We start from the raw sequence: 22,426 nt of genomic DNA on the forward strand, positions 1-22,426 counted from the left end.
TCGGACGAAGAAGGAGTGACGCCTCGTGGGAGAACGCGGGCTAGAAGCCCGCGTCCTCCTCCAGCCATTGCTGATTGTCCCAGCGCGCGCGACGGCCGACGACATATTCGCGAACATCGTCCATGAAGCGCACCTTGCTGGCGAGTGCTCCGATGAAAGCTGCCAGCGCCGCGATCCAGGGCCACAGATGCATCAGCAGCGAGGCGGGTATCTGATTGGCAAATCCCGCCTGCAGCGCGCCGGTGACCAGGTAAGCCAACACGCCCCAGGCAACGGCCAAGATCGTCGCCACGACCTCATAACTGTTTTGATGAAATCTCACCAAGCGTCGCATCAAGCATAGGTAGGCAAAGTAGACGATCACGCCGAGCATCAAGGCGACGATTGGAGGTGGAAGTCCCCAGCTCTGGTCCCAGCCCAGATACGCAACGAAGCCCGCGGCGATGAACGCCTCGATGTAGGTCAGGCTGGATTTGTCTCGCATGATTTGCCCCGAAGCGATTCAAGTATCGGCCGAGGCTATCATCATTGAGCGCATCGGTAGAAGGGCAATTGCAAGACAACCTTTGGCGCCTTGTCCAGCGCGATCCTATGTTCGGGGATTCGGATGAAGAAGGAGCGAGCTAACGCTGAGTGTGGCGGGGCAGCTCTATCACCGTCACCCTGAGGAGGCCGCAAAGCGGCCGTCTCGAAGGGCGACGGCCCGGCTTGCTCCGCGCGGCATCGTCGGGGCCGTGCATCCTTCGAGGCTCGCTCCGCTCGCACCTCCAGCGACAAAGGCGAAGCCTTTGCGCGGGGATGACGGGACTGCTTCCGCATACTTACTGTCATGCCCCGCCTTGAGCGGGGCATCCAGTACGCCGCGGCTTATCCGCTGAGTTCGGACGCCTCTGGAATACTGGATCGCCCGGTCGAGCCGGGCGACGACACCGTTGTGAGTGGCGACAGCAATCGCCTCACTTCGCTTTCAGGAAGTCGCCGACTTCGAGCAGCACGAACTCGTCGTCATCGGCCTTGTTCGGATCGCGGCTCGAGGAGAACGGCAGATTGTTGTCGTTGCCGACGATGATGCGGGTCTCGTCGACCCGGTCGACGTTCTCGATGGTGAAGAACGGGAAGGTGTAGACGCCGTCGTTGAGCGGCTTGCGAGCCTTCTTGTTCGGATCGCGGGTCTTCATCAGGTCGATATAGGCGATCTTGCGCACCGGCTTGCCGACATTGGCGTCGGACAGCTCGATCTTGTAGACGCGCTTGAACTTGGCGAGGTCGGGGAAGCAGTTCTCGCCGCGCTGGCCTTGCGGGCAGGCCTTGTCGGCAGTGCCTTCGCCATTGTCGCGCTCGATCACGAGGCCCTGGGCCGGATCGATCATGTTGAAGTCGCCGATCGCATTGCCGTTCTGCTCGAACACATATTGCCAATAGCGACCGGTGAACTTCTCCGCCGCGACGTCGAATTCGAGGATGCGCGAGGCTTCCTTGCCGTCGACCTTCTCCCAATCCTTCTTGTCGGCATCCCACAACGGGCCTTCGAGCAGGCCGTAGAGGAACTTGCCGTCCTTGGAGGAGGCAAAGCCCTCATAGCCCTTGGAGCGGCGCAGATTGACGTTGGTGTAGGTGGCGCCGGGCGCGCCGGGCGACTGCACGGCCCAGTGATCCGGCGAGCGTACCGGCTTGCCGTCGGCGACCGTCTCGAACACGGCGAGGATCTTGCCGGTCTTGTCGGCCTTGAGGATGTAGGGCCCGAACTCGTCGCCGATCCAGAAGGTGTCGTTGATGATCTGGAAGCCTTCGGTGTCGAAGTCGGCACCGGTGAGGTAGCGCTTGGCGGTGTCCTCATGCACGATACGGAACGGCACCTTCTTGTCGGGATCGTGCAGGAACACGGTCTCCTGACGCTCGATCTTGCCGTTCGCCCAATCCATCTTGTAGCGGTTCAGGTACAGCATCGAGTCCGCCGAGTTGTAGCGCGAGCCCATGCCGTTGTCGGTGATCACCCAGAACGAGCCGTCGGGCATCGCCTTGATGCCGGAATGTCCCTGCAGCGGCTGGCCCTTGAACGGCAGCGACACGCCGGTCGGCCGCTCGTAGGACTTGCCCATCACGGTGCCGATGGCGTCGACGCGCTTGCCGGTGGTGTACTTGCCCGATGTCTTCAAATCCGCCGGGGCATCGGCGGGGGCGTCGATGAAGCTCTCTGCCGGCATCACGGCATGTCCTGCCAGCGTCGCCGGGAATTCGCCCTCGCTTTGCGCGAACGCCGGTGTGGCGAGCAGGATCGAGGCGACGGAACAGAGCAGTGACAGGCGCATGGTTGATCTCCCAAAGGATAAACGATGCGGTGTTCTCGGAGCCGCCTGTTACAGCCGGCTGACAGTTTTGTGAACCGCGGATGTTGCGATGGGATAAGCCTTGCGGCGTTACGTCGCCGTGCCCGCCGGCCGCATCGTCTGCGGCAGCAGGAAGGGCACGCCGCTCGCGGTGTAGTCGATCGTGGCGTCGATCTCGAAGATCTGCCTCAGCGTGTCGGCCTGCATCGCGGCGGCACGGTCGCCGTCGACGGCAAGCCGCCCGCGATGCAGCAGCAGGATGCGATCCGCGAACCGCATCGCGAGGTTGAGATCGTGCAGGATTGCGATCACGGCGGTGCCGCGCGCGGCGCGCCGCCGGGCGGTCTCGACCAGGTCGATCTGATGCCGCAAATCGAGGCTCGAGGTCGGCTCGTCCAGCAGCAACAGCCCCGGCCCATGCAGCGCCTCACCGCAGGCGAGCTGCACCAGCACGCGGGCGAAATGTGCGCGCTGCTGCTCGCCGCCGGACAGCGTCGGCAATTGCCTGAACCGGAAATGCGAAAGCCCAACCTCGTCCAGCGTGGCAGTGACCAGCGCCCGCGTCACCGCGCGCGGGCTCTCGCCGCCACCCATGCTGACGATTTCCTCGACCGTGAACGGGAAGGTGACGTTGACGTGCTGCGACAGCATCGCACGGTGCTGCGCCAGCGCGCGCGGACCATAGGCGTCGAGGTCGCGCTGCCTGAGCCGGATCGTTCCGCGCGACGGACGGAGATCGCCCGACAGCATCCGCAGCAGGGTCGATTTGCCGGCGCCGTTGGGACCCACGATCGCGACCATCTCGCCGGCGCCGATCTGCAGCGAGGCCGTATCGACCAGCGTGGCGCCGCCGATTGTCATCGATACCGACTGCGCTTCCAGCAGCGCGCTCACAGCGACACCAGGGAGCGCCGGCGCAGCAGCATGGCGAGGAAGAACGGCGCGCCGATCGCCGCGGTCAGGATGCCGATCGGCATTTCCGCGGGGGCGACGATGGTGCGCGCCACCGTGTCGGCCCCGACCAACAGGATGGCGCCGAGCAATGCGGAGGCCGGCAGCAGCAGGCGATGCCCGGGTCCGATCACCAGCCGCAGCAGATGCGGCACCACGATGCCGACGAAGCCGACAACACCGCAGACCGAAACCGCGACCCCGGTCATTGCCGATACCAGCACGATCGAAATCCGCTTCAGCCGTTCGACATCGACGCCGCTGTGGAATGCCTCGGCCTCGCCGAGCACCAGCACGTCGAGCCCGCGCGCGATCCAGAGGCAGGCGATCAGGGCAATGGCCAGCACCGGCGCCAGCGCTGTGAGCTTGGTCCAGGTCGCGCCGCTCAGCGAGCCCAGCATCCAGAAGGTGATGTCGCGCAGCTGGCGGTCGTCTGCGACGAAGACTAGGAGCCCGATGCCGGCATTGGCGATCGCGGCAATCGCAAGTCCGGCGAGCAGGAAGATCGCAATCGAGGTCCGGCCGCCGCGGCTCGCTATGCCATAGAGCAGGATGGTCGTGATCAGCGAACCGGCGAAGGCCGCGAGCGGCAGCAATTGATGTTGCAGGAAGCGCAGGCTCTCGCCGAGCTGGCTGTCGGTGAACACGATCGCCGCTGCGGCAGCAAGCGCGCCGCCGGACGAGACGCCGACCAGCGCGGGATCGGCGAGGGGGTTGCGGAACAGGCCCTGCATGATCGTGCCTGATACGGCAAGGAGTCCGCCGACCATCGCAGCCGCCGCGATCCGCGGGATGCGGATCGACCACACCACGAGCTGGTCGCGCGCGAGCAGCGGGTTGGCCACGCCGTCGGCCCATAGGCCGAGCGCGGCGGGAAGCCGTGCCACTGGGATACCCGCAGCCCCGACCGTCAGGGCGACCAGGGCGGTCCCCGCGAGCGCCGCAAGCAGGCAGAGCAGGGTGAGTGGCGCCGCCGGCCGCAGCGACATGCCGGCGCGCCGTTGCTTCGCACGCGCGCGGCGTTCGGCCAGCACGCTCATTGCCGGCAGTTCGCGGTCAGCGCCGCCGGCTTGAAGGTGGCGGCCTCCGGCGCCAGCGCCGGATAGAGCTTGACCGAGAGGTCGCGTGCCGCGGCCGCGGTGCGCGGCCCGAAGCCGAGCAAATAAAGCCCCTCCATCGAGATGAAGGCCTTGTTGGTGCCGACCGATGTCAGCGCGAAGGCCGGATGCGTGAACACGGCCTCCGATGTCAGCGAGTCCTTGCCGCGATCGATCGAAAGCACGACATCGGGTTTGGCCGCCACGATGGCTTCGTCGTTGACCGGCTTGTAGCCGTCGTAACCGTCGATCGCGTTGACACCGCCGGCGAGCTGGATGATCTCGTCCGCGGCGGTCTTGTGGCCCGCGGCCAACGCCCGGCCGTTCAGGAGCGACATCACGAACATCACGCGCACCGGTTTTGTCACTTTGGCGCGCAGTGTGCGCAGTTGCGCGAGGTCACTCTCCACCGCTGTGGCGAGGCAAGCGGCGCGCGGGTCGGCGCCCATGGCATGGCCCACAAGTTTGATCTTCTCGACCAGTCCGGCCTCCGAGAACGTCTCCGGCACCAGCACCAGCGGCACCTTGGCCGCTTCCAGCACGTCCATGGTCTCCTTCGGCCCGGAGCCCTGTACCGCGAGCACCAGCGATGGGTGCAGGCCGAGCACACCCTCCGGCGACAGCTGGCGCATGTAGCCGACGTCGGGCTTCTCCCGCAGCGCGGACGGCGGGTAGAGACTGGTCGCATCGACGCCGGCGATGCGGTCCTCGAAGCCGAGCGCATAGAGGATCTCGGTAATCGCGCCGCCGATCGAGACGATCCGCGTGGGATCGTCGATCACGACGTCGCGGTCGCGTGCGTCGTGCACGGTGATGCCCTCGGCGGTTGCCGCGCCGATCGGCAGCAGACAGGAGAGCGCGAGCAGAGCGAGCGTGCGACAAATTGTCATTGGAGCCGTCACTTGGTCAGGATCAGCTTGTTCTGCGAGGTCAACCGCAAGCGGTAATGCTCTTCGCCATGCACGATGATGATCTCGCGCTCAGCCGAGAACAGGTCGCGGCTGTCAAGGCGATTCCCGTGCATGACGAGCGTTTTGGCGGCGTCAGACGCGGATGCGGCGTGTTTTCCCGCCGCGCCGATGTTGTCTCCGGAAGGTGCCGACATGCTCGTGGTGCTGCGCCTACGAAATCTTCAAATGATGCTTGCTTGTACAAGCGGGCGAAGGCGCATTCCAACGGCTGCACTTTACAATCGATGTAAACAGCGCCGCCGCATTCTTGACCGTTTTGTTGCCGGCTCGTAACCAATCATCACTCGATGCGAGCTTGTGGCTTGCATCGCAACGTAGCCAGCAAGCCGCTCCGTGGAGCGCACGCCAGCCAAACCAGAAATGCGATGATCGGGCTGGGGCTAGAATGGCTGACGGGGCTAGGGTTTCGCGCGCCTTGATTTTGGGTGCGTCGGTGTTTTCATGTTCGGCGGCGCTGCCGGCAAACGGCTTGGCGCAAACGGCCGATCCGTCGGCTGCGCGTCCCGCGACCGAACGGCCGAAGCAGGTCGAGCGCAAGCCAAGGCCCGCGGCCAACCCGCAGGCGGCGGCGTCGCCTGCGATGAATGCGCGTGCGCAGATCGGCGCGGTGCCGGTGCAATCGCTCGACACCATCACGGCTGTCGCATCCAAGACCGAAGAGCGCGCGATCGACGCGCTGGCGCCGGTCAGCTCCGTCACGCTGGAGAAGATTCAGGGCCTGCAGCCGAACCGGCTGTCCGACATTTTCTATAACGTGCCCGGCGTCTCGTTCCAGGAGCGCGGCGACGATCCGGCGACGGTCATCAACATCCGCGGCCTGCAGGACTTCGGCCGCGTCGCTGTGGTGGTCGACGGCGCGCGGCAGAACTATCAACGCACCGGCCACAACGCCAACGGCTCGTTCTTCCTCGATCCCGAATTGATCGGCGGCGTCGACGTGGTGCGCGGCCCGACCGCGAATATCTACGGCTCCGGTGCGATCGGCGGCGTGGTCTCGTTCCGCACCAAGGACATCGATGACGTGGTGCGTCCCGGCGAGCGCTGGGGCGTCGACATGTCGGGGTCCTACGGCAGCAACAAGGACCGCGGCATGGGTTCGGTGTTCGGCGGCGTGCGCGCCGATCCGAATGTCGATGTGTTCGGCGGCGCGGTCTACCGCACCCAGGGCAACTACAAGGACGGCGCGGGCACCGAGATCGGCAACACCGGCAACGATATCGCGGCCGGCCTGATGAAGGTGACGATCCGTCCGGCCGAAGGCCACGAGTTCAAGATCGGCGGCGTCTTCCAGGACTACCAGTACAATATCGGTCAGCAAAACCGCGGCCCGACCACGACGGCGGCGCCGCTGGCCGCGATCGCGGGCTCCTCGGTCTACGCTTCCGATGCAAGGAACTACACGGGTACGCTGAGCTGGCGCTATTCCAAGCCCGACGACACGCTGTTCGACTGGAATATCTCGGTCTACGGCAACCGCACCGACAACGACCAGGTCAAGACCTACAACAACCGCATCACGTCAGGCGGCGGCGTCTGCACGCTCGCCAATCCCGGCAACAACATCTCCGGCTGCGTCGGCGACAAGCGCGGTTACTCGCTCGACACCGTCGGCCTCGACGTCAACAACACCTCGCGCTTCAATTTCGGCGACTGGCGCAACGCCGTGACCTACGGCTTCGACGCCTTCCGCGACGATGTCGAGACCTTCGACTCCCGCGGCAACTCCAACATCACGACGCCCGGCGGCCAGCGCACGGTGTCCGGCGGCTTCGTGCAGTTGAAGCAGAACTATTCGACCTGGCTTGAGCTCGTCAGTGCGGTCCGCTACGATCATTACGAGCTCACCTCGATCAACACCACGACCAGCGGCGACCGGCTGTCGCCGAAGATCACGGTCGGCGTCACGCCGGTGGCCGGCTTCACGCCCTATGTGAGCTATGCCGAAGGCTATCGCGCGCCGTCGATCACCGAGACCCTGATCTCGGGCGGCCACGCCACCGGCGGCGGCCCGGCGCTGTTCAACTGCCCCGACGGCACCAGCGGCCTGTTCTGCTTCCTGCCCAATGCGACGCTGCGGCCCGAGGTCGGCAAGAACAAGGAAGCCGGCATCAATCTGAAGTATGACGGCATCTTCACCGCGAACGATTCATTCCGCGGCAAGATCAACGTGTTCCAGAACGACGTCGATGGCTATATCGACCTCGTTCCGTCGGCGCCGACCCTGACGCCGTTCGGACGCTTCAGCCAGTTCTACCAGTACCAGAACATCGCCCATGCCCGCATCGAGGGCTTCGAGCTGGAGACGATGTATGACGCAGGCGACTGGTTCCTCGGTGTCGCCGGCCACCTGATGCGCGGCCGGAACACCGGGACCAATGTGGGGCTCGCCACCATCACGCCGCGCAAGGTGACGACGACGGGCGGCGTGCGCCTGCTCGACCGCACGCTGATCATTGCCGCGCAATGGTCCTCGTTCGGCGCGAACAACGATTTGCCGGCGGGCTATCTACCGTCGACCGGCTACGAGCTGGTCAACCTCTATCTGACCTGGAACGCCACCAAGGACATCACCTTCACGGCGTCGGTCGACAATCTCTTGAACCAGTACTACCGGCCCTATGCGATCCCGGGCTCCTCGAGCGACGGCACGACGCAGAACGACGTGCTGTTCTCGAGCCCCGGCCCGGGCACCGTCTACAAGGCCGGGCTCAGGATTCACCTAGGTGGAGCGTAACGCGACGAGCCGATCATTCCATCCAGGTTGCTCCGGCCGCGCTGGTGCCCCCAGCGCGGCTTTGGCGCATTCATGATATCAACGAGATCAACCGGCAGGATCGCCCGCGGGCATCCGCCGTCAAACAGGAGAAGGCTTTCATGTTCATCGCAATGAACCGGTTTCAGGTGATCAAGGGCAAGGAACAGGCGTTCGAGACGGTCTGGAAGACCCGCGAATCCTATCTCGGCGATCTGCCCGGATTCATCGAGTTTCACCTGGTGAAGGGCCCCGAGGCCGAGGACCACACGCTCTATGCGACCCATACGGTGTGGGCCAGCAAGGCGGCATTCGAGGACTGGACCAAGTCGGAGGCGTTCCGCCGCGCCCATTCCCGCGCCGGCAACGAGACCGGCGGCAGCCTCTATCTCGGCCATCCGAGATTCGAAGGCTTTGAGGTGCTGATCACCGAGCGCGCCAAGAGCCCGGCGTGACGGAGGCGGCCGTGCAGAACGCGGAGCCTGCCGGGTTGAAGGCCTATATGGCCGACAATCCCGGCGCAGTCATCGAGGACGTCGCGCGCGAGCGCAAGGTGACGCCGCGCGCGGTGCTCGAGGCGCTGCCGGGCGGCATGGTGCGGATCGGCGCCGCCGAGTTCGCCGCCGCGATGCAGGACATCGCGGAGTGGGGCGAGGTGACGCTGATCGTCCACACCGATGATGCGATCTTCGAGTTCACCGGCGCCATTCCGAAAGGCGAAATGGGCCGCGGCTATTTCAACCTGATGCAGCCGAAGGGCCTGCACGGCCACCTCAGGCATGAGCGCTGTGCGGCGATCGCGTTCGTCGAGCGGCCGTTCATGGGCAAGGTGTCGGCCTTCATCGCTTTCATCAATCTTGACGGCGGCATCATGTTCAAGGTGTTCGTCGGCCGTGACGAGACGCGCGCGTTGCGCGGCGACCAGCTGGCGCGCTTCCACGCGCTGGCGGACCGCCTCGCGCCGAAGGCGGGCTGAGACCGACGAAGGACGGGAGGCGACTATGTCGCATCGCAGGCTTGGGCGACGCATCGGGATGTTGGCGTGCGCCATGTTCGCAATGCCGCCGGGCGCGAGCCTTGCGGCGGCGGACGCTGCGCTGCTGCCGCGCAACCTCTCGCCCTGGGGGATGTTCGAGAGCGCCGACATCGTCGTGAAGGCGGTCATGATCGGGCTCGCCTTCGCCTCGCTCGTGACCTGGACGGTCTGGCTCGCCAAGACCATCGAGATCCGTCGCAAGACGACGCTTGCGCGGCAGCGGATCGGCCTGCTGGAGCGCGACACGCAGCTCGCCGAGGTCGAGCAGGCGAGCCGCGACGGCAGCGATGCCGTGGCGCAGATCGTGCAGTCGGCGTCGCGCGAGGCCGCGCTGTCCGGCGGCATGTTCGATGACGGCTTCAAGGAGCGCATCGCGCTGCGGCTGGAGCGGGTCGAGGCGGCGATGTCGCGGCAGATCGCGCGCGGCACCGGCGTGCTCGCCACCATCGGGGCCACCGCGCCGTTCGTCGGCCTGTTCGGCACGGTCTGGGGCATCATGAATGCCTTCATCGGCATCTCCGAGGCCCACACCACCAATCTTGCGGTGGTCGCGCCGGGCATCGCCGAGGCGCTGCTGGCGACCGCGCTCGGTCTGGTGGCCGCGATTCCGGCGGTCGTGATCTACAATCACCTGACGCGTTCGATCGCGGCCTACCGTGCGCTGCTCGGCGACGCCTCCGTCATGGTGATGCTGCTGGTGAGCCGCGAGGGCGATCGCAGCCTGTTCCGGCTGGCGCGCGCCGCGGAGTAGGCGATGGGCGCGAAGCTTGGCACTGGCGGTGCGTTCGGCGGCCGGCGTCGCGGCGAGGACGACCTGGTCGAGGCGCATGAGATCAACGTCACGCCGTTCATCGACGTGATGTTGGTGCTGCTGATCATTTTCATGGTGGCGGCGCCGCTCGCGACCGTCGATCTCGGCGTCGACCTGCCGGCCTCGACCGCGGAGCCGCAGCCGCGGCCGGACAAGCCGGTGTTCGTCACGGTGAAATCAGACCTCTCGGTCGCCGTCGGCGAGGATTTGATCGCGCGTGATGCGCTGACTGCGACCCTCGACGGCGCGACGCAAGGCAGGAAGGACGAGCGCATCTTCCTGCGTGCCGACAAGGCGGTCAGCTATGGCGACCTGATGGAGGTGATGAACCTGCTGCGCAATGCCGGCTATCTCAAGATCGCGCTGGTCGGCCTCGACGGACGAAGCTGATTTCGATGAACGCGTATGCGCTTCATGATGCGGGCGACGATATCAGGTTGAGGCGGTGGGGCCTGTCGGCGGTCGCGATCCTGGCCACGCATGCGGCGCTGATTGCGCTCGGCATGACCTGGGTCTCGGCGCCGCCGCCGGGGGTTGCCGTGCCCGCGGTGCTGGTCGACCTGACGCCGATCACGTCCTCGCCGGCGATTTCGGAGACCGAACTGCCGCCGGGTCCGGCGATGCAGGAGGCTGACGCGTCGCCGCCGGAGCCTGCCGCCGCGCAGTCGGTGCGGGAGGAGATCGCGCCGACGCCGCTGCAGGAGAAGCCCGAAGTGGCGGCGCCGCCGGAGCAGAAGCAGCAGGCCACGCCGCCGAAGCCCGAACCTACGAAGGTCGTTCCGGAGCGGAAGCCCGAACCCATCAAGCCGAAGGTGATCCGCCGGGAGGCCAAGAAGCCGTCCGAGGCGACGCCGGCACCACGCACCAGCGCGCCGAGCCGCGCCGAGCGTCAGGCGCCCGCGGCATCCGCGATCAGCGCCGGCGCAGCCGCGTCGGCGATCGCGGCCTACAACGCACGCGTTCGCGCGCATTTGCTGCGCTTCCATTCCTATCCCGCCGGCGGCAACGGCCAGCGCGGCGTGGTCCGGCTGGTGTTCACGCTCGGCCGTGGCGGGCAGGTGCTGTCGAGCCGTCTCGGCGGCTCCTCCGGCAATCCGACCTTCGACGCGCGGGCGCTGGCGATGCTGCGCCAGGCCCAGCCGTTTCCGGCGTTTCCGCCCGAGATGCCGCAGGGCTCGATGGGTTTTAGCGTGCCGGTCGCGTTCGTGCCGCGGTAGGTCGCGATCGAGGCCCTTCTATCCCCGTCATCCTGAGGTGCGAGCGGAGCGAGCCTCGAAGGATGCACGGCCCCGCTCGCGGCCGTCGACCCTTCGAGACGCGCTACGCGCTCCTCAGGGTGACGGGAAGAGATTGAGTGCGCTTCCATACGCCGGAAGCCCCGCTACTCCTTCACCGCCCCCGTCAGCGACGACACGTAGTAATCGACGAACAGCGAGTAGAACAGCGCGACCGGCAGCGAGCCGAGCAGGGAGCCGGCCATCAGCGCGCCCCACTGGTAGACGTCGCCGGTGATGAGCTCGGTCAGGATCGCGACCGGCACGGTCTTGTTGGCACCGCTCTGGATGAAGGCGAGCGCGTAGATGAACTCGTTCCAGGACAGTGTGAAGGAGAAGATGCCGGCCGAGATCAGGCCGGGCACCGCGAGCGGCAGCGTGATCCGCCACAGGATCTGCAGCCGCGTCGCGCCGTCGACCAGCGCGCATTCCTCGAGCTCGTAGGGGATCGACTTGAAATAGCCGATCAGCAGCCAGGTGCAGAACGGCACCAGGAAGGTCGGATAGACCAGGATCAGCGCCAAGGGTGAATCGAACAGGCCGAACTGCACGATCACGGTGGCGAGCGGAATGAACAGGATCGACGGCGGCACCAGATAGGCGAGATAGATGCCGAGCCCGACATAGGGGCTGCCGCGGAAGCGCAGCCGCTCGATCGCGTAGGCCGCGAGCGTCGAGGCGAACAGCGACAGGAAGGTCGAGCCGATCGCGACCAGCATGGTGGTCTTCAGCCAGCGCGGATACGAGGTGTCGAACAACAGATGCTTGACATGCGCGAGCGTCGGCGAGGTGATCCAGAACGGATTGTGCTCCTTGTAGTTCAAGAGCTCCGCGTTCGGTTTGAACGAGGTGATCGCCATCCAGTAGAACGGGAACAGCAGGATCAGGATGAAGCAGGCGAGCGGCAGATAGATCATCACCACGCGCCGGGCGCGGGAATCCCACGCCATCGTGTCGGGCGTGGCGCTGGCGACGTTGGAGGATTGGGCCAATACTTGAACATTTTGGTCAGTCATTGGCTTCTCCCTGCTGCCATTTGCGGCGGGCGAGGCCGAAGTAGCTGAATAACGTTGCGAACACGAGGAACGGGATCATCGAGACCGCGATCGCGGCACCCTCGCCGAGCTCGCCGCCGGCGATGCCGCGCTGGAACGCCAGCGTTGCCAGCAGGTGGGTCGAGTTGACCGGGCCGCCGCGGGTGATGGCGTAGACGAGCTGGAAATCGGTGAACGTGAAGATGATCGAAAACGTCATCACAATTGCGAGAATCGGCATCATCATCGGGAAGGTGATGTAGCGGAAGCGCTGCCAGGAGGTGGCGCCATCGAGCATCGCCGCCTCATAGAGCGAGGGCGAGATGGTCTGCAGCCCGGCCAGCAGCGAGATCGCGACGAACGGGATGCCGCGCCAGATGTTAGCCGCGATCAGCGAGAACCGCGCCGGCCAGGGCGAGCCGAGGAAGTCGACATTGCTGTCGCGCAGGTGCAGCACGTCGACCAGCAGATAGGAGATGATCGAGAACTGCGGATCGTAGATCCACCAGAACGCCAGCGCGGAGAGCACCGTCGGCACGATCCACGGCAGCAGCACGATGGCGCGGATCAGGCTCTTGAACGGAAAATGGTTGTTGAGCAGCAGCGCCAGCCAGAAGCCGAGCGCGAACTTTCCGAAGGTCGCGACCGCGGTATAGAAGATCGAGTAGAACACCGCGTTCCACCACAGGGGATCCTTGAGGAGATACTGGAAGTTCTCGAGCCCGATGTAGATGCCGCGCTGGCCGATCGTGGTGTCGGTGAAGGCAAGCCAGATGCCGAGGCCGAGCGGATAGGTGAGGAACACCAGCAGCAGGCCGACCGCGGGCGCTAGGCACATCACGATCAGGAACGGCTTGTAGTCGAACAGCCGCGCGAGCCAGCCCGGCTGGCGCAGCACTTGTCCCCGTGTAGGTAGTGTCGTTACAGACATTGAATGCTCGTCCGCTGCCGTCATTGCGGGGAGCGAAGCAACGAAGCAATCCATTCTCCTCGCGGTGCTATGGATTGCTTCGCTTCGCTCGCAATGACGGTTGGTCCAGATCTACGGTTCAATGACCGGCGTTACCGGCCCTGCCGCCGGAAGTACCGCTTGGCGCGCTGTTCGGCTTCCGCGGCGGCGGCTTCAGGCGTTGCCGCATCGGTCGCGACCGAGGCGCACATCTGCACCAGCACATAGTCGGCGTTGACGGCGCCGGTCGCGGTCGAGATCGGCCCCTTGTAGCCGTTATAATAGGGGCTCTTCATCGTATCTTTGAAGATCGCGACCTTGGGATCGCCCGACCACACCGCAGCGTCGGCGTAGGCCGCGAGCGGCTGCGACCAGTAGCCGGAGTTGGCATTGAGCCACGGCTCGTACTGCTCCTTCTCCAGCATGAATTGCAGGAACGCCTTCGCCGCATTGGGATACGGGCTGTGCTTGAACGCCATCGCATTCAGCGTCAGGCCCGACATCGGCGAGGTCGTTGCGAGTCCCTTGGGCAGGAACTGATGCTCGGTGTCGTCGGCGACCGCCTTGGTCGCGGGATCGTTCTTCAGCGAGAAGTACAGCGAGACGCCGTTGGCGGTCAGGCCGATTTCCTGCGACGAGTAGGCGCGGTTGTTGGAGACGTCGTTCCAGGAAGGCGTGCCGGCGATGAAGGTCGGATAGAGTTCCTTTAAATATTTCAGCGCGGCGATCGTCTCCTTGCTGTTGATAATGATATTGCCTTCCTCATCCAGCAGCGCGGCGTTGTGCGACCACAACAGCCAGTTGGCGAAGCCGTTGCCGTCGCCGACGGCGTTGCCGAGCGCGAAGCCCGCCGGCTTGCCGGCCTCCTTCAGCTTCTTGCAGAGCGCGAGAATGCCGGCGTGGTCTTCCGGCACCTTGTCGAAGCCGGCCGCGTTGACCAGCGACTTGCGATAGACCAGCGGGCCGCCCGAGGCGCCGAACGGCAGGCCGACCCAGCTCTTCGACTTCGAGCGCATGCCGTAGCGTTTCGCCAGCGTCAGCCATCCGCCGTAGCGCTTGTCGAGATAGTCGGCGACGTCGGTCAGTTCGATCAGCTTGTCGATATAGATGTGCGGCGCGTCGCCAAAGCCGATGATGATGTCGGGGCCGGCGCCGGAGTTCGAGGTCACCGCGGTCTGCTGATTGATGTCTTCCCAGCCGACGAAGTCGACCTTGACCTCGACGCCGGTCTTGTCGGTGAATCGCTTGGCATTGGCGCGGAACACGTCTTCGTCGGCCTGGACGAAGCGCACCGGCCGCAACATGCGCAAGGTCGCGCCCTTCTCGATCGGCAGCGACGGCGCCGCCACGTCGGCAGCCTTTACTTTCGATGCGTCCTGCGCTGAGGCCCCGGTGACCGCCAGTGCCGCCGCGGACGCCCCCAGCGCCAGCGCGTCGCGACGCGTGATCTCGTACTTCATGTCGTTCGCACTCCCGTTCTTATTGTTTCGTTGTTATTGTTCCTTCCCGGCGTTGGCCGCCGGTGAAGGGTCTTGTGGTCGCAGCGCGCCCGCCGCGCAAAGGGCCGGCTCGAGACGGGCCCTCGCGCGAAAAGCGCATTCCCGCCTTAGCTGTTCGGACCGCGATCCATGCTGACGGGTTGCCAGCGGCGCAGCGCGGTGTTCTGCAGCACCGACGGGTTGACGCAGCTTACCGGCCACATGCCTTGCAGCACTAGTGACAATTCGTAGCCCACCCGGCGCTTGCGCGCCTCGTCAAAACGTGCCGATGCCGAGGCGACATGGGCGGTCAAGGTAACATTGTCCATCCCGAGCATCGGATTGTTGTGCGACGGCGGCTCCTTTTCGAGCACGTCGAGCGCGGCGTGGGCGATCCAGCCCTCTTGCAGCGCCTTGATCAGCGATTCCTCGTCGACGGTGGCGCCGCGGCCGGTGTTGATGAAGATGGCCGATTTTTTCATCTGGCGAAAATGCTTCTCGGTCAGCATATGATGCACTTCGGGCCGCGCCGGGGCGTGCATCGAGACGAAATCCGACTGCGACAACACCTCGGACAGCGTCGAGGGAATCACGCCGTGGTCGTACATCAGCGTTTCCTGGATGAAGGGATCGTAGGCCATCATCCTGAGGCCGAACGGCGCGGCGCGCTTGGCCACCGCGCGGGCGACGCGGCCGAACGAGATGAAGCCGAGCGTCTGGCCCATCAGCCGCGGAATCTTCAAGAGCGCCGGGCGGCCCTCGGCCCAGCGGCCGCTGCGCACCATCTTGTCCTGCTCGATCAGGCGGCGGAAGCCGGCGAGCAGCAGCATCATGGCGTGGTCGGCAACCTCCTCGATGAAGGTGTCGGGGATGTTGGTGACGGGGATGCCGCGGGCTGTCGCGGCCTTCACGTCGACCGAGTCGACGCCGACGCTGCCGAGCGTGATCACCTTGCAGTTCTCCAGCGCGTCGATCACCGCCTTGGTGATCGGCATGCCCTTGGCGTAGATCGCATCCGCGGTGCGGGCGGCGGCGATGAATTCGGCCTCGTTGGCCGGCGCCTCGACGATCTCCGCGCCGATCGGATCGAGCGCCTCGCGCTCATAATCATAGCCGCCGCCGGCGACCGTGAAGCTCGCGCCCTTCGGCGTCACCACCCTGAATTTCGACATTGTCTGCTCCCGATTGAGGTCTTCTGTTCTTGCTTCTTGCTGGTCTGCTTCTTGATGTTCTTGCTTCTCGGAGCGCGGCTTGGATCACCGCTGTCCCTACTTCTACGCGAGCGGCGCTGCTCGCTCCACAATTGCCGGTTGGTCCATGGCCCGATTCTCCGGGCTTCTACGGGGAACCTCCGTAACCATCAGGTAAAGGGTCTCACATTACGGTGAGCGGAATCAATCCGCCAATCGCGTCGCGTTCCCCGCCTCTTCTGGAGATCCCCGTGAAGCTGTCAAATCTGAAGATCACCCCCAAGCTCGGCATTCTGGTGGGGGTGACCCTCCTCGGTCTGTGCACGGCCGGCATCCTCGCCGGTCAGCTGATGCAGCGTGAGATGACAAATGCGCGCATCGACCAGGCCAAGGCCATGGTCGAGATGGCGAAGAACATGGCAGCGAGCCTGAAGAAGGATGTCGACGCCGGAAAGATGACCAAGGAAGCGGCTCTGGCCGAGTTGGGTAAGCGCGGCAACGCGATGACCTACGATAATGGCTCGGGCTATCTGTTCGGCACGGACTACAACGGCATCACCGTGCTGGCCCCCGATCCGAAGCAGGTTGGCACAAATCGGATGGACGTCGTGACCAATGGCCGAAAGCTCTCGCAGGAGCTGATGGACGGCGTGAAGGCCAAGGGCGACATTCTGCTGTTCTATGAATACGTGAAGCCTGGTCAGGAGACGCCGATCCGAAAGCTTGGTTACGCCGTCGCAGTGCCTGGCTTCGACATGTATCTCGGCACCGGCGCCTATCTCGACGATATCGACACCAAGATGCGTCCCATTGCCTGGTTGCTCGGGCTCGCGATCCTCGGCATCGGCATCATCTCGAGTTCGGTCGCCTGGCTGATCGGCCGCAGCATCTCCCGGCCGCTCAACCTGCTGGGCTCGCGCATGCGCGACATCGCCGACGGCAAGCTCGATGGCGACATCCCGGGCGTCGGCCGCGGCGATGAGGTCGGCGGCATGGCGGCGACCGTGCAGATCTTCAAGGACAATGCGATCCGCATCCGCGGCCTTGAGCAGGCCGAGGCCGAGACGCAGGCGCGCGCCACCGCCGAGCGCCGCAGCGCGATGCAGAACATTGCAAGCGATTTCGAGCGCAGCGTGAATGGCATCGTCCGGACGGTGGCCTCCGCCGCCGCCGGCATGCAGACCACGGCGCAGTCGATGACCGCAACCGCCAGCGACGCCAGCGCGCGCGCCGCGACCGTGGGTGCCGCCTCCGACTCTGCCTCCAACAATGTCGGGACCGTGGCTGCGGCGGCCGAGGAGCTCTCCAGCTCGGTTGCGGAAATCTCGCGCCAGGTGGCCCGCTCCAGCGAAGTCGCAAGCCAGGCGGTGGCCGATGCCGAGCGCACCAATGCGACCGTGCAGGCGCTCTCGACCGGCGCGGAGAAGATCGGCGAGGTGGTCAAGCTGATCCACTCGATCGCCGCCCAGACCAACCTGCTCGCGCTCAACGCCACCATCGAGGCGGCGCGCGCCGGCGAATCCGGCCGCGGCTTCGCGGTGGTCGCCTCCGAGGTGAAGGCGCTGGCCAACCAGACCGCGAAGGCGACCGAGGAGATCTCGGCCCAGGTCGCGGCGATGCAGGCCTCCACCGGTGAGGCGGTGACATCGATCGGCGGCATCACCGCGACCATCGCGCAGATGAGCGAGATCACCGCCTCGATCTCGACCGCGATCGACCAGCAGGGCGATGCGACGCGCGAAATCGCGCGCAACATTCAGCAGGTCGCGGCCGGCTCGAGCGAGATCTCCGCCCATATCGGCGGCGTCACCACCGCGGCCGCCGCCACCGGCACCGCGGCGGGCGACGTGCTGTCGAACGCGCGCGAGCTCGACACCCAATCGGGCATGCTGCGCAACGCGGTCGACGAGTTCCTGCAGAAGGTCCGTGCGGCGTAACGGATTGCGCAGGGTGGGTTAGCTAGCGAAGCGCACCCACCCAGCGCATTCCACGACTGTGCACCCCGTCATCCTGAGGTGCGAGCGTAGCGAGCCTCGAAGGATGCACGGCCTCAGTCGGGCCGTCGATCCTTCGAGACGCGCGCAAGAGCGCGCTCCTCAGGATGACGGAATTGGCAGACTTCGCAGGGGCGCTGCCAAAATATCGAAAACAACCCCATGCAAAGTAGCCGGTGGCGGCCGGCGCTCGACCAGGCAACTTGACACGTCGGGCAAATCGGTGTCACATTTCTAATATTCCGAAAAGCCGGTCGTTGGCGACGCTACGATCCCGCCGGGAAGACCTGCGCGACGTGAAACGCCTTGGTGGTGATGAGCCACCTGCCGTCGATCCGATGAAACACGAGATGGTCGATGAAGCCGGTTTGGCCGGCCCTGACGCGCACCTTGGCGATGGCCAGATCGGACGCGGTCTGGTCGATGCTGATGATGGCCTCATCGCGCGGCGATTTCATCGACGCCGGCGAGGGACGGCTGCGGATGAAGTCGCGGAATTCCGTGGCCGACCGCACCGTGTGCTTGCCGTCCCGGATGCCGTGCACGATGCAGGCATCGGAGAAGACGTCGCGGAACCGGCTGTCGTCGACGTCATACATCAGGTTGAAATATCCATCGATCGCGGATGCGATGGCCTGGATGTCGCTCATTGCAAGATCTCCGTAGCGGATGATGTGGCGGTGGCTTCACCGGATCGAACCGGTGATCTGCGCCGACAGTGGCCGATATGGTGGCGGAGTGCTACGACTGGGCGGTCATCTCTTGGATGACTGAGAGGCATCGGCATGGACGAAGTTGACGGTCGGCTGGTTGGCGGCCTGGTGGTCCTCGCGGCGCTGGCGGATGCGCGCAGTTTTGGCCGGGCCGCCGAACGGCTCGGTATGACGCAATCCGGGGTCAGCAAGGCGATCGCCAAGCTCGAGGCTCGGCTCGATGCCAGGCTGGTTCACCGCACCAGCCGCGCCGTCGAGCTCACCGAGGAAGGACGTGCGCTATACGAGCGGGTTGCCGCGCATTTGGCCGGGATCGGCGAGGCGGCGGCGGAGACCTCGAAATCGCGCGATGCGGTCCGCGGCAGGCTGCGGGTCAATGTCGACCCGCTGTTCTCCCGCATGGTGCTGTCGCCGAAGCTGAGCGAGTTCCTGCTGCAGAATCCAGGCATGGAGCTGCGGATCGAGACCCGCGACCGGATCGCGGATCTGGTCAGCGACGGTTTTGATCTGGCGGTGCGTTTCGGCGAGCCGGCGCCGTCGGCGCTGATTGCGCGCCGCGTCCTCGATGCGCGCGTGCTCACCGTGGCCTCGCCGATCTATCTCGAACGACACGGCCGGCCGCTTGATCCGCGGGAGCTCGCGAGCCGCGACCATCAGTGCATCATGGCCATCGACGCTGCGACCGGGCGTCCGTTCGATTGGGAGTTTTGGCGCGGTGGCGAGGTCGTACCGGTCGCGGTCAACGGGCGGCTCACCGTGACCGATTCCGGAACCAAGCTCGGCGCCTGCCTGGCCGGCTTCGGCATCGCGCAGGTGATCGATCTCGGCCTCGACGACCACTTGCGGAGCGGCGCGCTGGTCGAGCTGTTTCCGGACTGGCCCGACGAACGTTATCCGCTCTACGTCTACTACGCCTCGCGTAACCACGTGCCGGCCAAGGTGCGGCGGTTCATCGACTTCATCACAGACACGCTGGCGGCAAAGCCACATTCGCCACGCAAATCCGCCGGCTTGCGCAAGGCAGGCTAGCGGCATCCTGGGCGTCAGCTAAAGTCTGATGAGATTGGGGTGAATCGGCTTGCCGCGGCTCCGGTCGACCTCTCCCCGTCGGGGAGAGGTGAACATTCGATGCCGCTCCAGCCCAACCTAATCTCATCATGCGTCGGCTAGCGCTTCGCCGAGCCTTGACGCGAAGCGATGATGACGCCGGCGAGCACCAGCGCGTAGCCGATCAGATGGTACGGCGCGAGCGTCTCGCCGAGCAGCAGGATCGCCATCGCCGAGCCGAACACCGGCACCAGATGGAAGAACGGCGCCGCGCGGTTCGGGCCGATCAATGCGACGCCGCGGTTGAAGAACAGATAGGCGAGCGTGGACGGGAAGATCAGCGTGTAGCCCAGCGTCGCAAAGGTCAGAACGTCGAGCTTCAGCGTCACGCCGTTCAGGAATTCCCAGATGGCGACCGGCAACAGCATCAGCGCACCGCAGCAGGTGGTGAACGAGATCAGCGAGAGCTGATGGATTTTCGGCCGCCGCGGGATCAGCGCCGAATACAGCCCGAACGACACCAGCGAGGCGCCGAACATGATGTCACCGCGGTTGAAGCTGATGCTGGCGAGCGCCGAGAAATCGCCGCGCAGGATGATGGTCAGCACGCCAGCCAGCGAGATCGCGATGCCGGCAAGCTGCGCCGGCGTCAGCCGGACCCCGAACAGGATCAGCGACCACAGCGCCACGAACAGCGGCCCCGCCGATTGGATCAGCAGCGCGTTCAACGCCTCGGTATATTGCATCGCCCAGTAGGAGATCGCGTTGTTGAACGCGAAGCCGACCGCGGACAACAGCAGCATCAGCGGCAGCGCCTTGCGCAGCTTCGGCCAGTCCTCCTTCAGATGCGGCCAGGCGAACGGCAACAGGATCAGGAACACGCCGAACCAGCGGATCGTGGTCAGCGTGACCGGCGGCACATGGCTGCCGACATGCCGCGCCAGCACGATATTGGCGGCCCAGAACAGCGACGTCAGGCTGAGCAGCAGATAGGGCTGGTTGTTGAGCCAGTGCAGCGGCTGATATCGTGGAGTTGTGGCAGGTGCGGGCAAGGCGGTCATTATCTGGCGGATGTTGTGCCCGAATCCGCCGCCGCCACAAGACGAAAGAGCGGATTGGAGCCATGCGTGCGGGGCCGCAATCTGACGCGGGAGCCACGCCGCCGCCGAATAACAGAACCCGTCATACTGAGAGACCGTGAATACATGCCTCTCGATGACGCAACATACTCGATGTCGTCCCGGCCTAGTGCGCAATTGCGCACGGGAGCCGGGACCCATAACCACCGAAGGTCATTGTTGCACGACGCTGGGGCCACAGCCTTCTAACAACTCAAATCTGTGGTTATGGGTCCAGGCTTTCGCCGGGACGACATCGGGGAGAGATTGCGCTGCATCCCCGCCTACTTCTGCGGCCCCGACAGCGAGATGTCGCGCTCGGCGCGAAACACGTTGCCGTAGAGATTGGCGATCCATTGCCGTCCGCTGGAGGTGATGTTGAGGTGGCGGATCGCCCTCTGCACATGCGGCGCGACGCTGTCCCAGTAGAAGCGCGGATAGAGGTCGACGAGGTCGGCCGGCGAATCGTAGCCGAGCTGGCGGTTCAGTCCGGCCTCCTCGAATTCGAGGTACAGCGCGTTGGCCTTGCGGATGTAATGGGGGTCGCCGAGCTGGCCGATCAGGTCGGCGGCCCGCAGCAGGATGGCCTCCTCGCCGAACTCCTCATCCCCGTCCGGCGCGCTCTGCGGAAAGCGGGTGCCCTCGATGGCGCGCGCGATGCGCTCCTTGTCGAGGAGCGCGACGCCCTTGAGCCGCTCCATCACGAAGATCTTCGAACGGTCGACGTGATAGGACATCAGCGCCGCATCCGACGAGCCGCGCGGCAGGATCACCTTGCGGCCGTCGGCGGCGACCAGGTAGCCGTCCTGGTCGTCGGCATCGAACAGCCCGCGCACATAGCCGATATCATGGGTGAGGCAGGCGACGATGACATGCGCATAATCCTCGGCGCTCATGTGCGAGTGCAGCGCGCGGCCGCGCAGGATGGCGTGGCCGGCCAGGGTCACCAGCATGGTGTGCTCGACATTGTGATACAGCGCGTCGCTGTTGCCGATGCATTCGATGGCGATCCGCGCGATCGAGGGCACCATCTCGACCAGCTGGGTCTGCGAAGAGCCGAACCGGCGCTGCATGTATTCGCCGAGGAATTTGCCGAGCGCGTCGGCCGCAAGTTCGGGAAGGGTCATCACGGCATTGACCTCCGAGATCGGGTGACGAGCTTACGGCCTGCCGGCATTTCAGGGTAGTCCTGCGATGTGACATAATCGTTGCGGCCGGACCGACCCGGCCCCGGGCTGATGTGATTTTGGGCGGGAGCTGGTGGATGGGTGTCGATCTCTTGAACGTCAAAGGCTTGAGCGAACTGGATCAAGAGGCTCCGGTCGTGATGGTCAATCTGATGCGATTTCGCCAGCGGTCGCTCGACGGCGACGGCTCGGGCTGGGATGCCTATCTGCGCTACAGCGCGCTCACCGTCCCCATGATCAAGGCCCGCGGCGGCACGCTGCTCTGGACCGGCAGCGCCGAGACGGTCGCGCTGGGCGAGCCGGCCGGCCAGCGCTGGGACTACCTCGCGCTGGTCCACTACCCGAGCGTCGCCGCCTTCCTCGACATGATGACCTCGGCCGACTACGAGACCCGCTGCGACCCGCATCGCCGCAACGGCTGCGAGGAGCACGTCATCATCGCGACGCGCGAGGCCTACAGCAAGTTTAAGGTGGGGTGAGGCGCACGCGCCCTTGGT

General features: G+C 65.3%; 23 protein-coding genes. 10 read left to right on the forward strand and 13 right to left on the reverse strand.

Features of this window, described 5'->3' with window-relative positions:
- Window positions 1–40: 40 nt before the first annotated feature.
- The 6 genes from AAFG07_RS06875 to AAFG07_RS06900 all read right to left on the reverse strand — a co-directional run bounded on the left by AAFG07_RS06875 (window position 41) and on the right by AAFG07_RS06900 (window position 5,480).
- On the reverse strand, window positions 41–484 hold the full coding sequence (locus AAFG07_RS06875) for a hypothetical protein (protein WP_342726569.1): 444 nt from the start codon (window positions 482–484) through the stop codon (window positions 41–43).
- Between the two features lie 472 nt (window positions 485–956).
- Entirely contained in the window at window positions 957–2,309 is a 1,353-nt protein-coding gene (locus AAFG07_RS06880; RefSeq protein ID WP_342726570.1) for an esterase-like activity of phytase family protein, read from the reverse strand.
- Window positions 2,310–2,417: 108 nt separating this feature from the next.
- A complete protein-coding gene (locus tag AAFG07_RS06885; RefSeq protein WP_342726571.1) occupies window positions 2,418–3,221 on the reverse strand; it encodes a heme ABC transporter ATP-binding protein in 804 nt (267 codons plus the stop codon).
- Complete coding sequence (locus tag AAFG07_RS06890; RefSeq protein ID WP_342726572.1) at window positions 3,218–4,318, reverse strand: iron chelate uptake ABC transporter family permease subunit; 1,101 nt, start codon at window positions 4,316–4,318, stop codon at window positions 3,218–3,220. Before AAFG07_RS06890 ends, AAFG07_RS06885 begins: the two co-directional genes overlap by 4 nt.
- Complete coding sequence (locus AAFG07_RS06895; protein ID WP_342726573.1) at window positions 4,315–5,265, reverse strand: hemin ABC transporter substrate-binding protein; 951 nt, start codon at window positions 5,263–5,265, stop codon at window positions 4,315–4,317. Before AAFG07_RS06895 ends, AAFG07_RS06890 begins: the two co-directional genes overlap by 4 nt.
- A gap of 8 nt (window positions 5,266–5,273) precedes the next feature.
- Entirely contained in the window at window positions 5,274–5,480 is a 207-nt protein-coding gene (locus AAFG07_RS06900; RefSeq protein WP_342726574.1) for a hemin uptake protein HemP, read from the reverse strand.
- On the opposite strand from AAFG07_RS06900, the gene AAFG07_RS06905 reads away from it, so the two are divergent.
- The 7 genes from AAFG07_RS06905 (at window position 5,398) to AAFG07_RS06935 (ending at window position 11,162) form a co-directional block, all read left to right on the forward strand.
- Window positions 5,398–5,619, forward strand: coding sequence for a hypothetical protein (locus AAFG07_RS06905; protein WP_342729446.1), 222 nt, complete (start codon window positions 5,398–5,400; stop codon window positions 5,617–5,619). The genes AAFG07_RS06900 and AAFG07_RS06905 overlap by 83 nt on opposite strands.
- A 112-nt stretch (window positions 5,620–5,731) precedes the next feature.
- Complete coding sequence (locus AAFG07_RS06910) at window positions 5,732–8,080, forward strand: TonB-dependent hemoglobin/transferrin/lactoferrin family receptor (protein WP_342726575.1); 2,349 nt, start codon at window positions 5,732–5,734, stop codon at window positions 8,078–8,080.
- Between the two features lie 140 nt (window positions 8,081–8,220).
- Window positions 8,221–8,553, forward strand: a complete 333-nt coding sequence (locus tag AAFG07_RS06915) for an antibiotic biosynthesis monooxygenase (RefSeq protein WP_342726576.1) — start codon at window positions 8,221–8,223, stop codon at window positions 8,551–8,553.
- 11 nt (window positions 8,554–8,564) lie between these two features.
- Window positions 8,565–9,074, forward strand: a complete 510-nt coding sequence (gene hutX, locus AAFG07_RS06920; RefSeq protein WP_342729072.1) for a heme utilization cystosolic carrier protein HutX — start codon at window positions 8,565–8,567, stop codon at window positions 9,072–9,074.
- Window positions 9,075–9,147: 73 nt separating this feature from the next.
- Entirely contained in the window at window positions 9,148–9,885 is a 738-nt protein-coding gene (gene exbB, locus AAFG07_RS06925; protein WP_342726577.1) for a tonB-system energizer ExbB, read from the forward strand.
- Between the two features lie 3 nt (window positions 9,886–9,888).
- A complete protein-coding gene (gene exbD / locus AAFG07_RS06930; RefSeq protein WP_342726578.1) occupies window positions 9,889–10,335 on the forward strand; it encodes a TonB system transport protein ExbD in 447 nt (148 codons plus the stop codon).
- 5 nt (window positions 10,336–10,340) lie between these two features.
- Complete coding sequence (locus tag AAFG07_RS06935) at window positions 10,341–11,162, forward strand: energy transducer TonB (protein WP_342726579.1); 822 nt, start codon at window positions 10,341–10,343, stop codon at window positions 11,160–11,162.
- Between the two features lie 164 nt (window positions 11,163–11,326).
- Here the strand turns inward: AAFG07_RS06935 and AAFG07_RS06940 are convergent, their stop codons facing one another.
- The 4 genes from AAFG07_RS06940 to AAFG07_RS06955 form a co-directional block, all read right to left on the reverse strand.
- Window positions 11,327–12,235 carry a carbohydrate ABC transporter permease gene (locus AAFG07_RS06940; protein WP_342726581.1) on the reverse strand — a complete coding sequence of 303 codons (909 nt, stop codon included), beginning with the start codon at window positions 12,233–12,235 and terminating at the stop codon, window positions 11,327–11,329.
- On the reverse strand, window positions 12,228–13,184 hold the full coding sequence (locus AAFG07_RS06945; protein WP_342726583.1) for a sugar ABC transporter permease: 957 nt from the start codon (window positions 13,182–13,184) through the stop codon (window positions 12,228–12,230). The genes AAFG07_RS06940 and AAFG07_RS06945 overlap by 8 nt, the downstream gene beginning before the upstream one ends.
- A 131-nt stretch (window positions 13,185–13,315) precedes the next feature.
- A complete protein-coding gene (locus AAFG07_RS06950; RefSeq protein ID WP_342726584.1) occupies window positions 13,316–14,662 on the reverse strand; it encodes an extracellular solute-binding protein in 1,347 nt (448 codons plus the stop codon).
- Between the two features lie 146 nt (window positions 14,663–14,808).
- On the reverse strand, window positions 14,809–15,852 hold the full coding sequence (locus tag AAFG07_RS06955) for a C-terminal binding protein (RefSeq protein WP_342726585.1): 1,044 nt from the start codon (window positions 15,850–15,852) through the stop codon (window positions 14,809–14,811).
- Window positions 15,853–16,121: 269 nt separating this feature from the next.
- Here AAFG07_RS06955 and AAFG07_RS06960 point away from each other — a divergent pair, with 269 nt between their 5' ends.
- Window positions 16,122–17,807: a methyl-accepting chemotaxis protein gene (locus AAFG07_RS06960; RefSeq protein WP_342726586.1), complete on the forward strand. Its 1,686-nt coding sequence runs from the start codon at window positions 16,122–16,124 to the stop codon at window positions 17,805–17,807.
- Window positions 17,808–18,130: 323 nt separating this feature from the next.
- Here the strand turns inward: AAFG07_RS06960 and AAFG07_RS06965 are convergent, their stop codons facing one another.
- Window positions 18,131–18,514, reverse strand: coding sequence for a nuclear transport factor 2 family protein (locus tag AAFG07_RS06965; protein ID WP_342726587.1), 384 nt, complete (start codon window positions 18,512–18,514; stop codon window positions 18,131–18,133).
- Window positions 18,515–18,649: 135 nt separating this feature from the next.
- On the opposite strand from AAFG07_RS06965, the gene AAFG07_RS06970 reads away from it, so the two are divergent.
- Window positions 18,650–19,606, forward strand: a complete 957-nt coding sequence (locus tag AAFG07_RS06970) for a LysR family transcriptional regulator (protein ID WP_342726588.1) — start codon at window positions 18,650–18,652, stop codon at window positions 19,604–19,606.
- A 137-nt stretch (window positions 19,607–19,743) separates the two neighbouring features.
- On the opposite strand, the gene AAFG07_RS06975 is transcribed toward AAFG07_RS06970, so the two are convergent.
- On the reverse strand, window positions 19,744–20,685 hold the full coding sequence (locus tag AAFG07_RS06975; protein WP_342726589.1) for a DMT family transporter: 942 nt from the start codon (window positions 20,683–20,685) through the stop codon (window positions 19,744–19,746).
- Between the two features lie 341 nt (window positions 20,686–21,026).
- Window positions 21,027–21,872 carry a metal-dependent phosphohydrolase gene (locus AAFG07_RS06980; protein WP_342726590.1) on the reverse strand — a complete coding sequence of 282 codons (846 nt, stop codon included), beginning with the start codon at window positions 21,870–21,872 and terminating at the stop codon, window positions 21,027–21,029.
- A gap of 134 nt (window positions 21,873–22,006) precedes the next feature.
- Here AAFG07_RS06980 and AAFG07_RS06985 point away from each other — a divergent pair, with 134 nt between their 5' ends.
- Complete coding sequence (locus tag AAFG07_RS06985; protein WP_342726591.1) at window positions 22,007–22,408, forward strand: DUF1330 domain-containing protein; 402 nt, start codon at window positions 22,007–22,009, stop codon at window positions 22,406–22,408.
- The last annotated feature ends 18 nt before the right edge of the window (window positions 22,409–22,426 follow it).

Source organism: Bradyrhizobium sp. B097, from assembly GCF_038957035.1.
Taxonomy (GTDB): domain Bacteria; phylum Pseudomonadota; class Alphaproteobacteria; order Rhizobiales; family Xanthobacteraceae; genus Bradyrhizobium.

Bases quoted from the DNA above. Each gene is read 5' to 3' on its own strand.
- AAFG07_RS06875 (WP_342726569.1), bottom strand. From the start codon at position 484: ATGCGAGACAAATCCAGCCTGACCTACATCGAGGCGTTCATCGCCGCG.
- AAFG07_RS06880 (WP_342726570.1), bottom strand. From the start codon at position 2,309: ATGCGCCTGTCACTGCTCTGTTCCGTCGCCTCGATCCTGCTCGCCACA.
- AAFG07_RS06890 (WP_342726572.1), bottom strand. From the start codon at position 4,318: ATGAGCGTGCTGGCCGAACGCCGCGCGCGTGCGAAGCAACGGCGCGCC.
- AAFG07_RS06895 (WP_342726573.1), bottom strand. From the start codon at position 5,265: ATGACAATTTGTCGCACGCTCGCTCTGCTCGCGCTCTCCTGTCTGCTG.
- AAFG07_RS06905 (WP_342729446.1), top strand. From the start codon at position 5,398: ATGACGAGCGTTTTGGCGGCGTCAGACGCGGATGCGGCGTGTTTTCCC.
- AAFG07_RS06900 (WP_342726574.1), bottom strand. From the start codon at position 5,480: ATGTCGGCACCTTCCGGAGACAACATCGGCGCGGCGGGAAAACACGCC.
- AAFG07_RS06910 (WP_342726575.1), top strand. From the start codon at position 5,732: ATGGCTGACGGGGCTAGGGTTTCGCGCGCCTTGATTTTGGGTGCGTCG.
- AAFG07_RS06915 (WP_342726576.1), top strand. From the start codon at position 8,221: ATGTTCATCGCAATGAACCGGTTTCAGGTGATCAAGGGCAAGGAACAG.
- exbB (WP_342726577.1), top strand. From the start codon at position 9,148: ATGTTCGCAATGCCGCCGGGCGCGAGCCTTGCGGCGGCGGACGCTGCG.
- exbD (WP_342726578.1), top strand. From the start codon at position 9,889: ATGGGCGCGAAGCTTGGCACTGGCGGTGCGTTCGGCGGCCGGCGTCGC.
- AAFG07_RS06935 (WP_342726579.1), top strand. From the start codon at position 10,341: ATGAACGCGTATGCGCTTCATGATGCGGGCGACGATATCAGGTTGAGG.
- AAFG07_RS06940 (WP_342726581.1), bottom strand. From the start codon at position 12,235: ATGACTGACCAAAATGTTCAAGTATTGGCCCAATCCTCCAACGTCGCC.
- AAFG07_RS06945 (WP_342726583.1), bottom strand. From the start codon at position 13,184: ATGTCTGTAACGACACTACCTACACGGGGACAAGTGCTGCGCCAGCCG.
- AAFG07_RS06950 (WP_342726584.1), bottom strand. From the start codon at position 14,662: ATGAAGTACGAGATCACGCGTCGCGACGCGCTGGCGCTGGGGGCGTCC.
- AAFG07_RS06955 (WP_342726585.1), bottom strand. From the start codon at position 15,852: ATGTCGAAATTCAGGGTGGTGACGCCGAAGGGCGCGAGCTTCACGGTC.
- AAFG07_RS06965 (WP_342726587.1), bottom strand. From the start codon at position 18,514: ATGAGCGACATCCAGGCCATCGCATCCGCGATCGATGGATATTTCAAC.
- AAFG07_RS06970 (WP_342726588.1), top strand. From the start codon at position 18,650: ATGGACGAAGTTGACGGTCGGCTGGTTGGCGGCCTGGTGGTCCTCGCG.
- AAFG07_RS06975 (WP_342726589.1), bottom strand. From the start codon at position 20,685: ATGACCGCCTTGCCCGCACCTGCCACAACTCCACGATATCAGCCGCTG.
- AAFG07_RS06985 (WP_342726591.1), top strand. From the start codon at position 22,007: ATGGGTGTCGATCTCTTGAACGTCAAAGGCTTGAGCGAACTGGATCAA.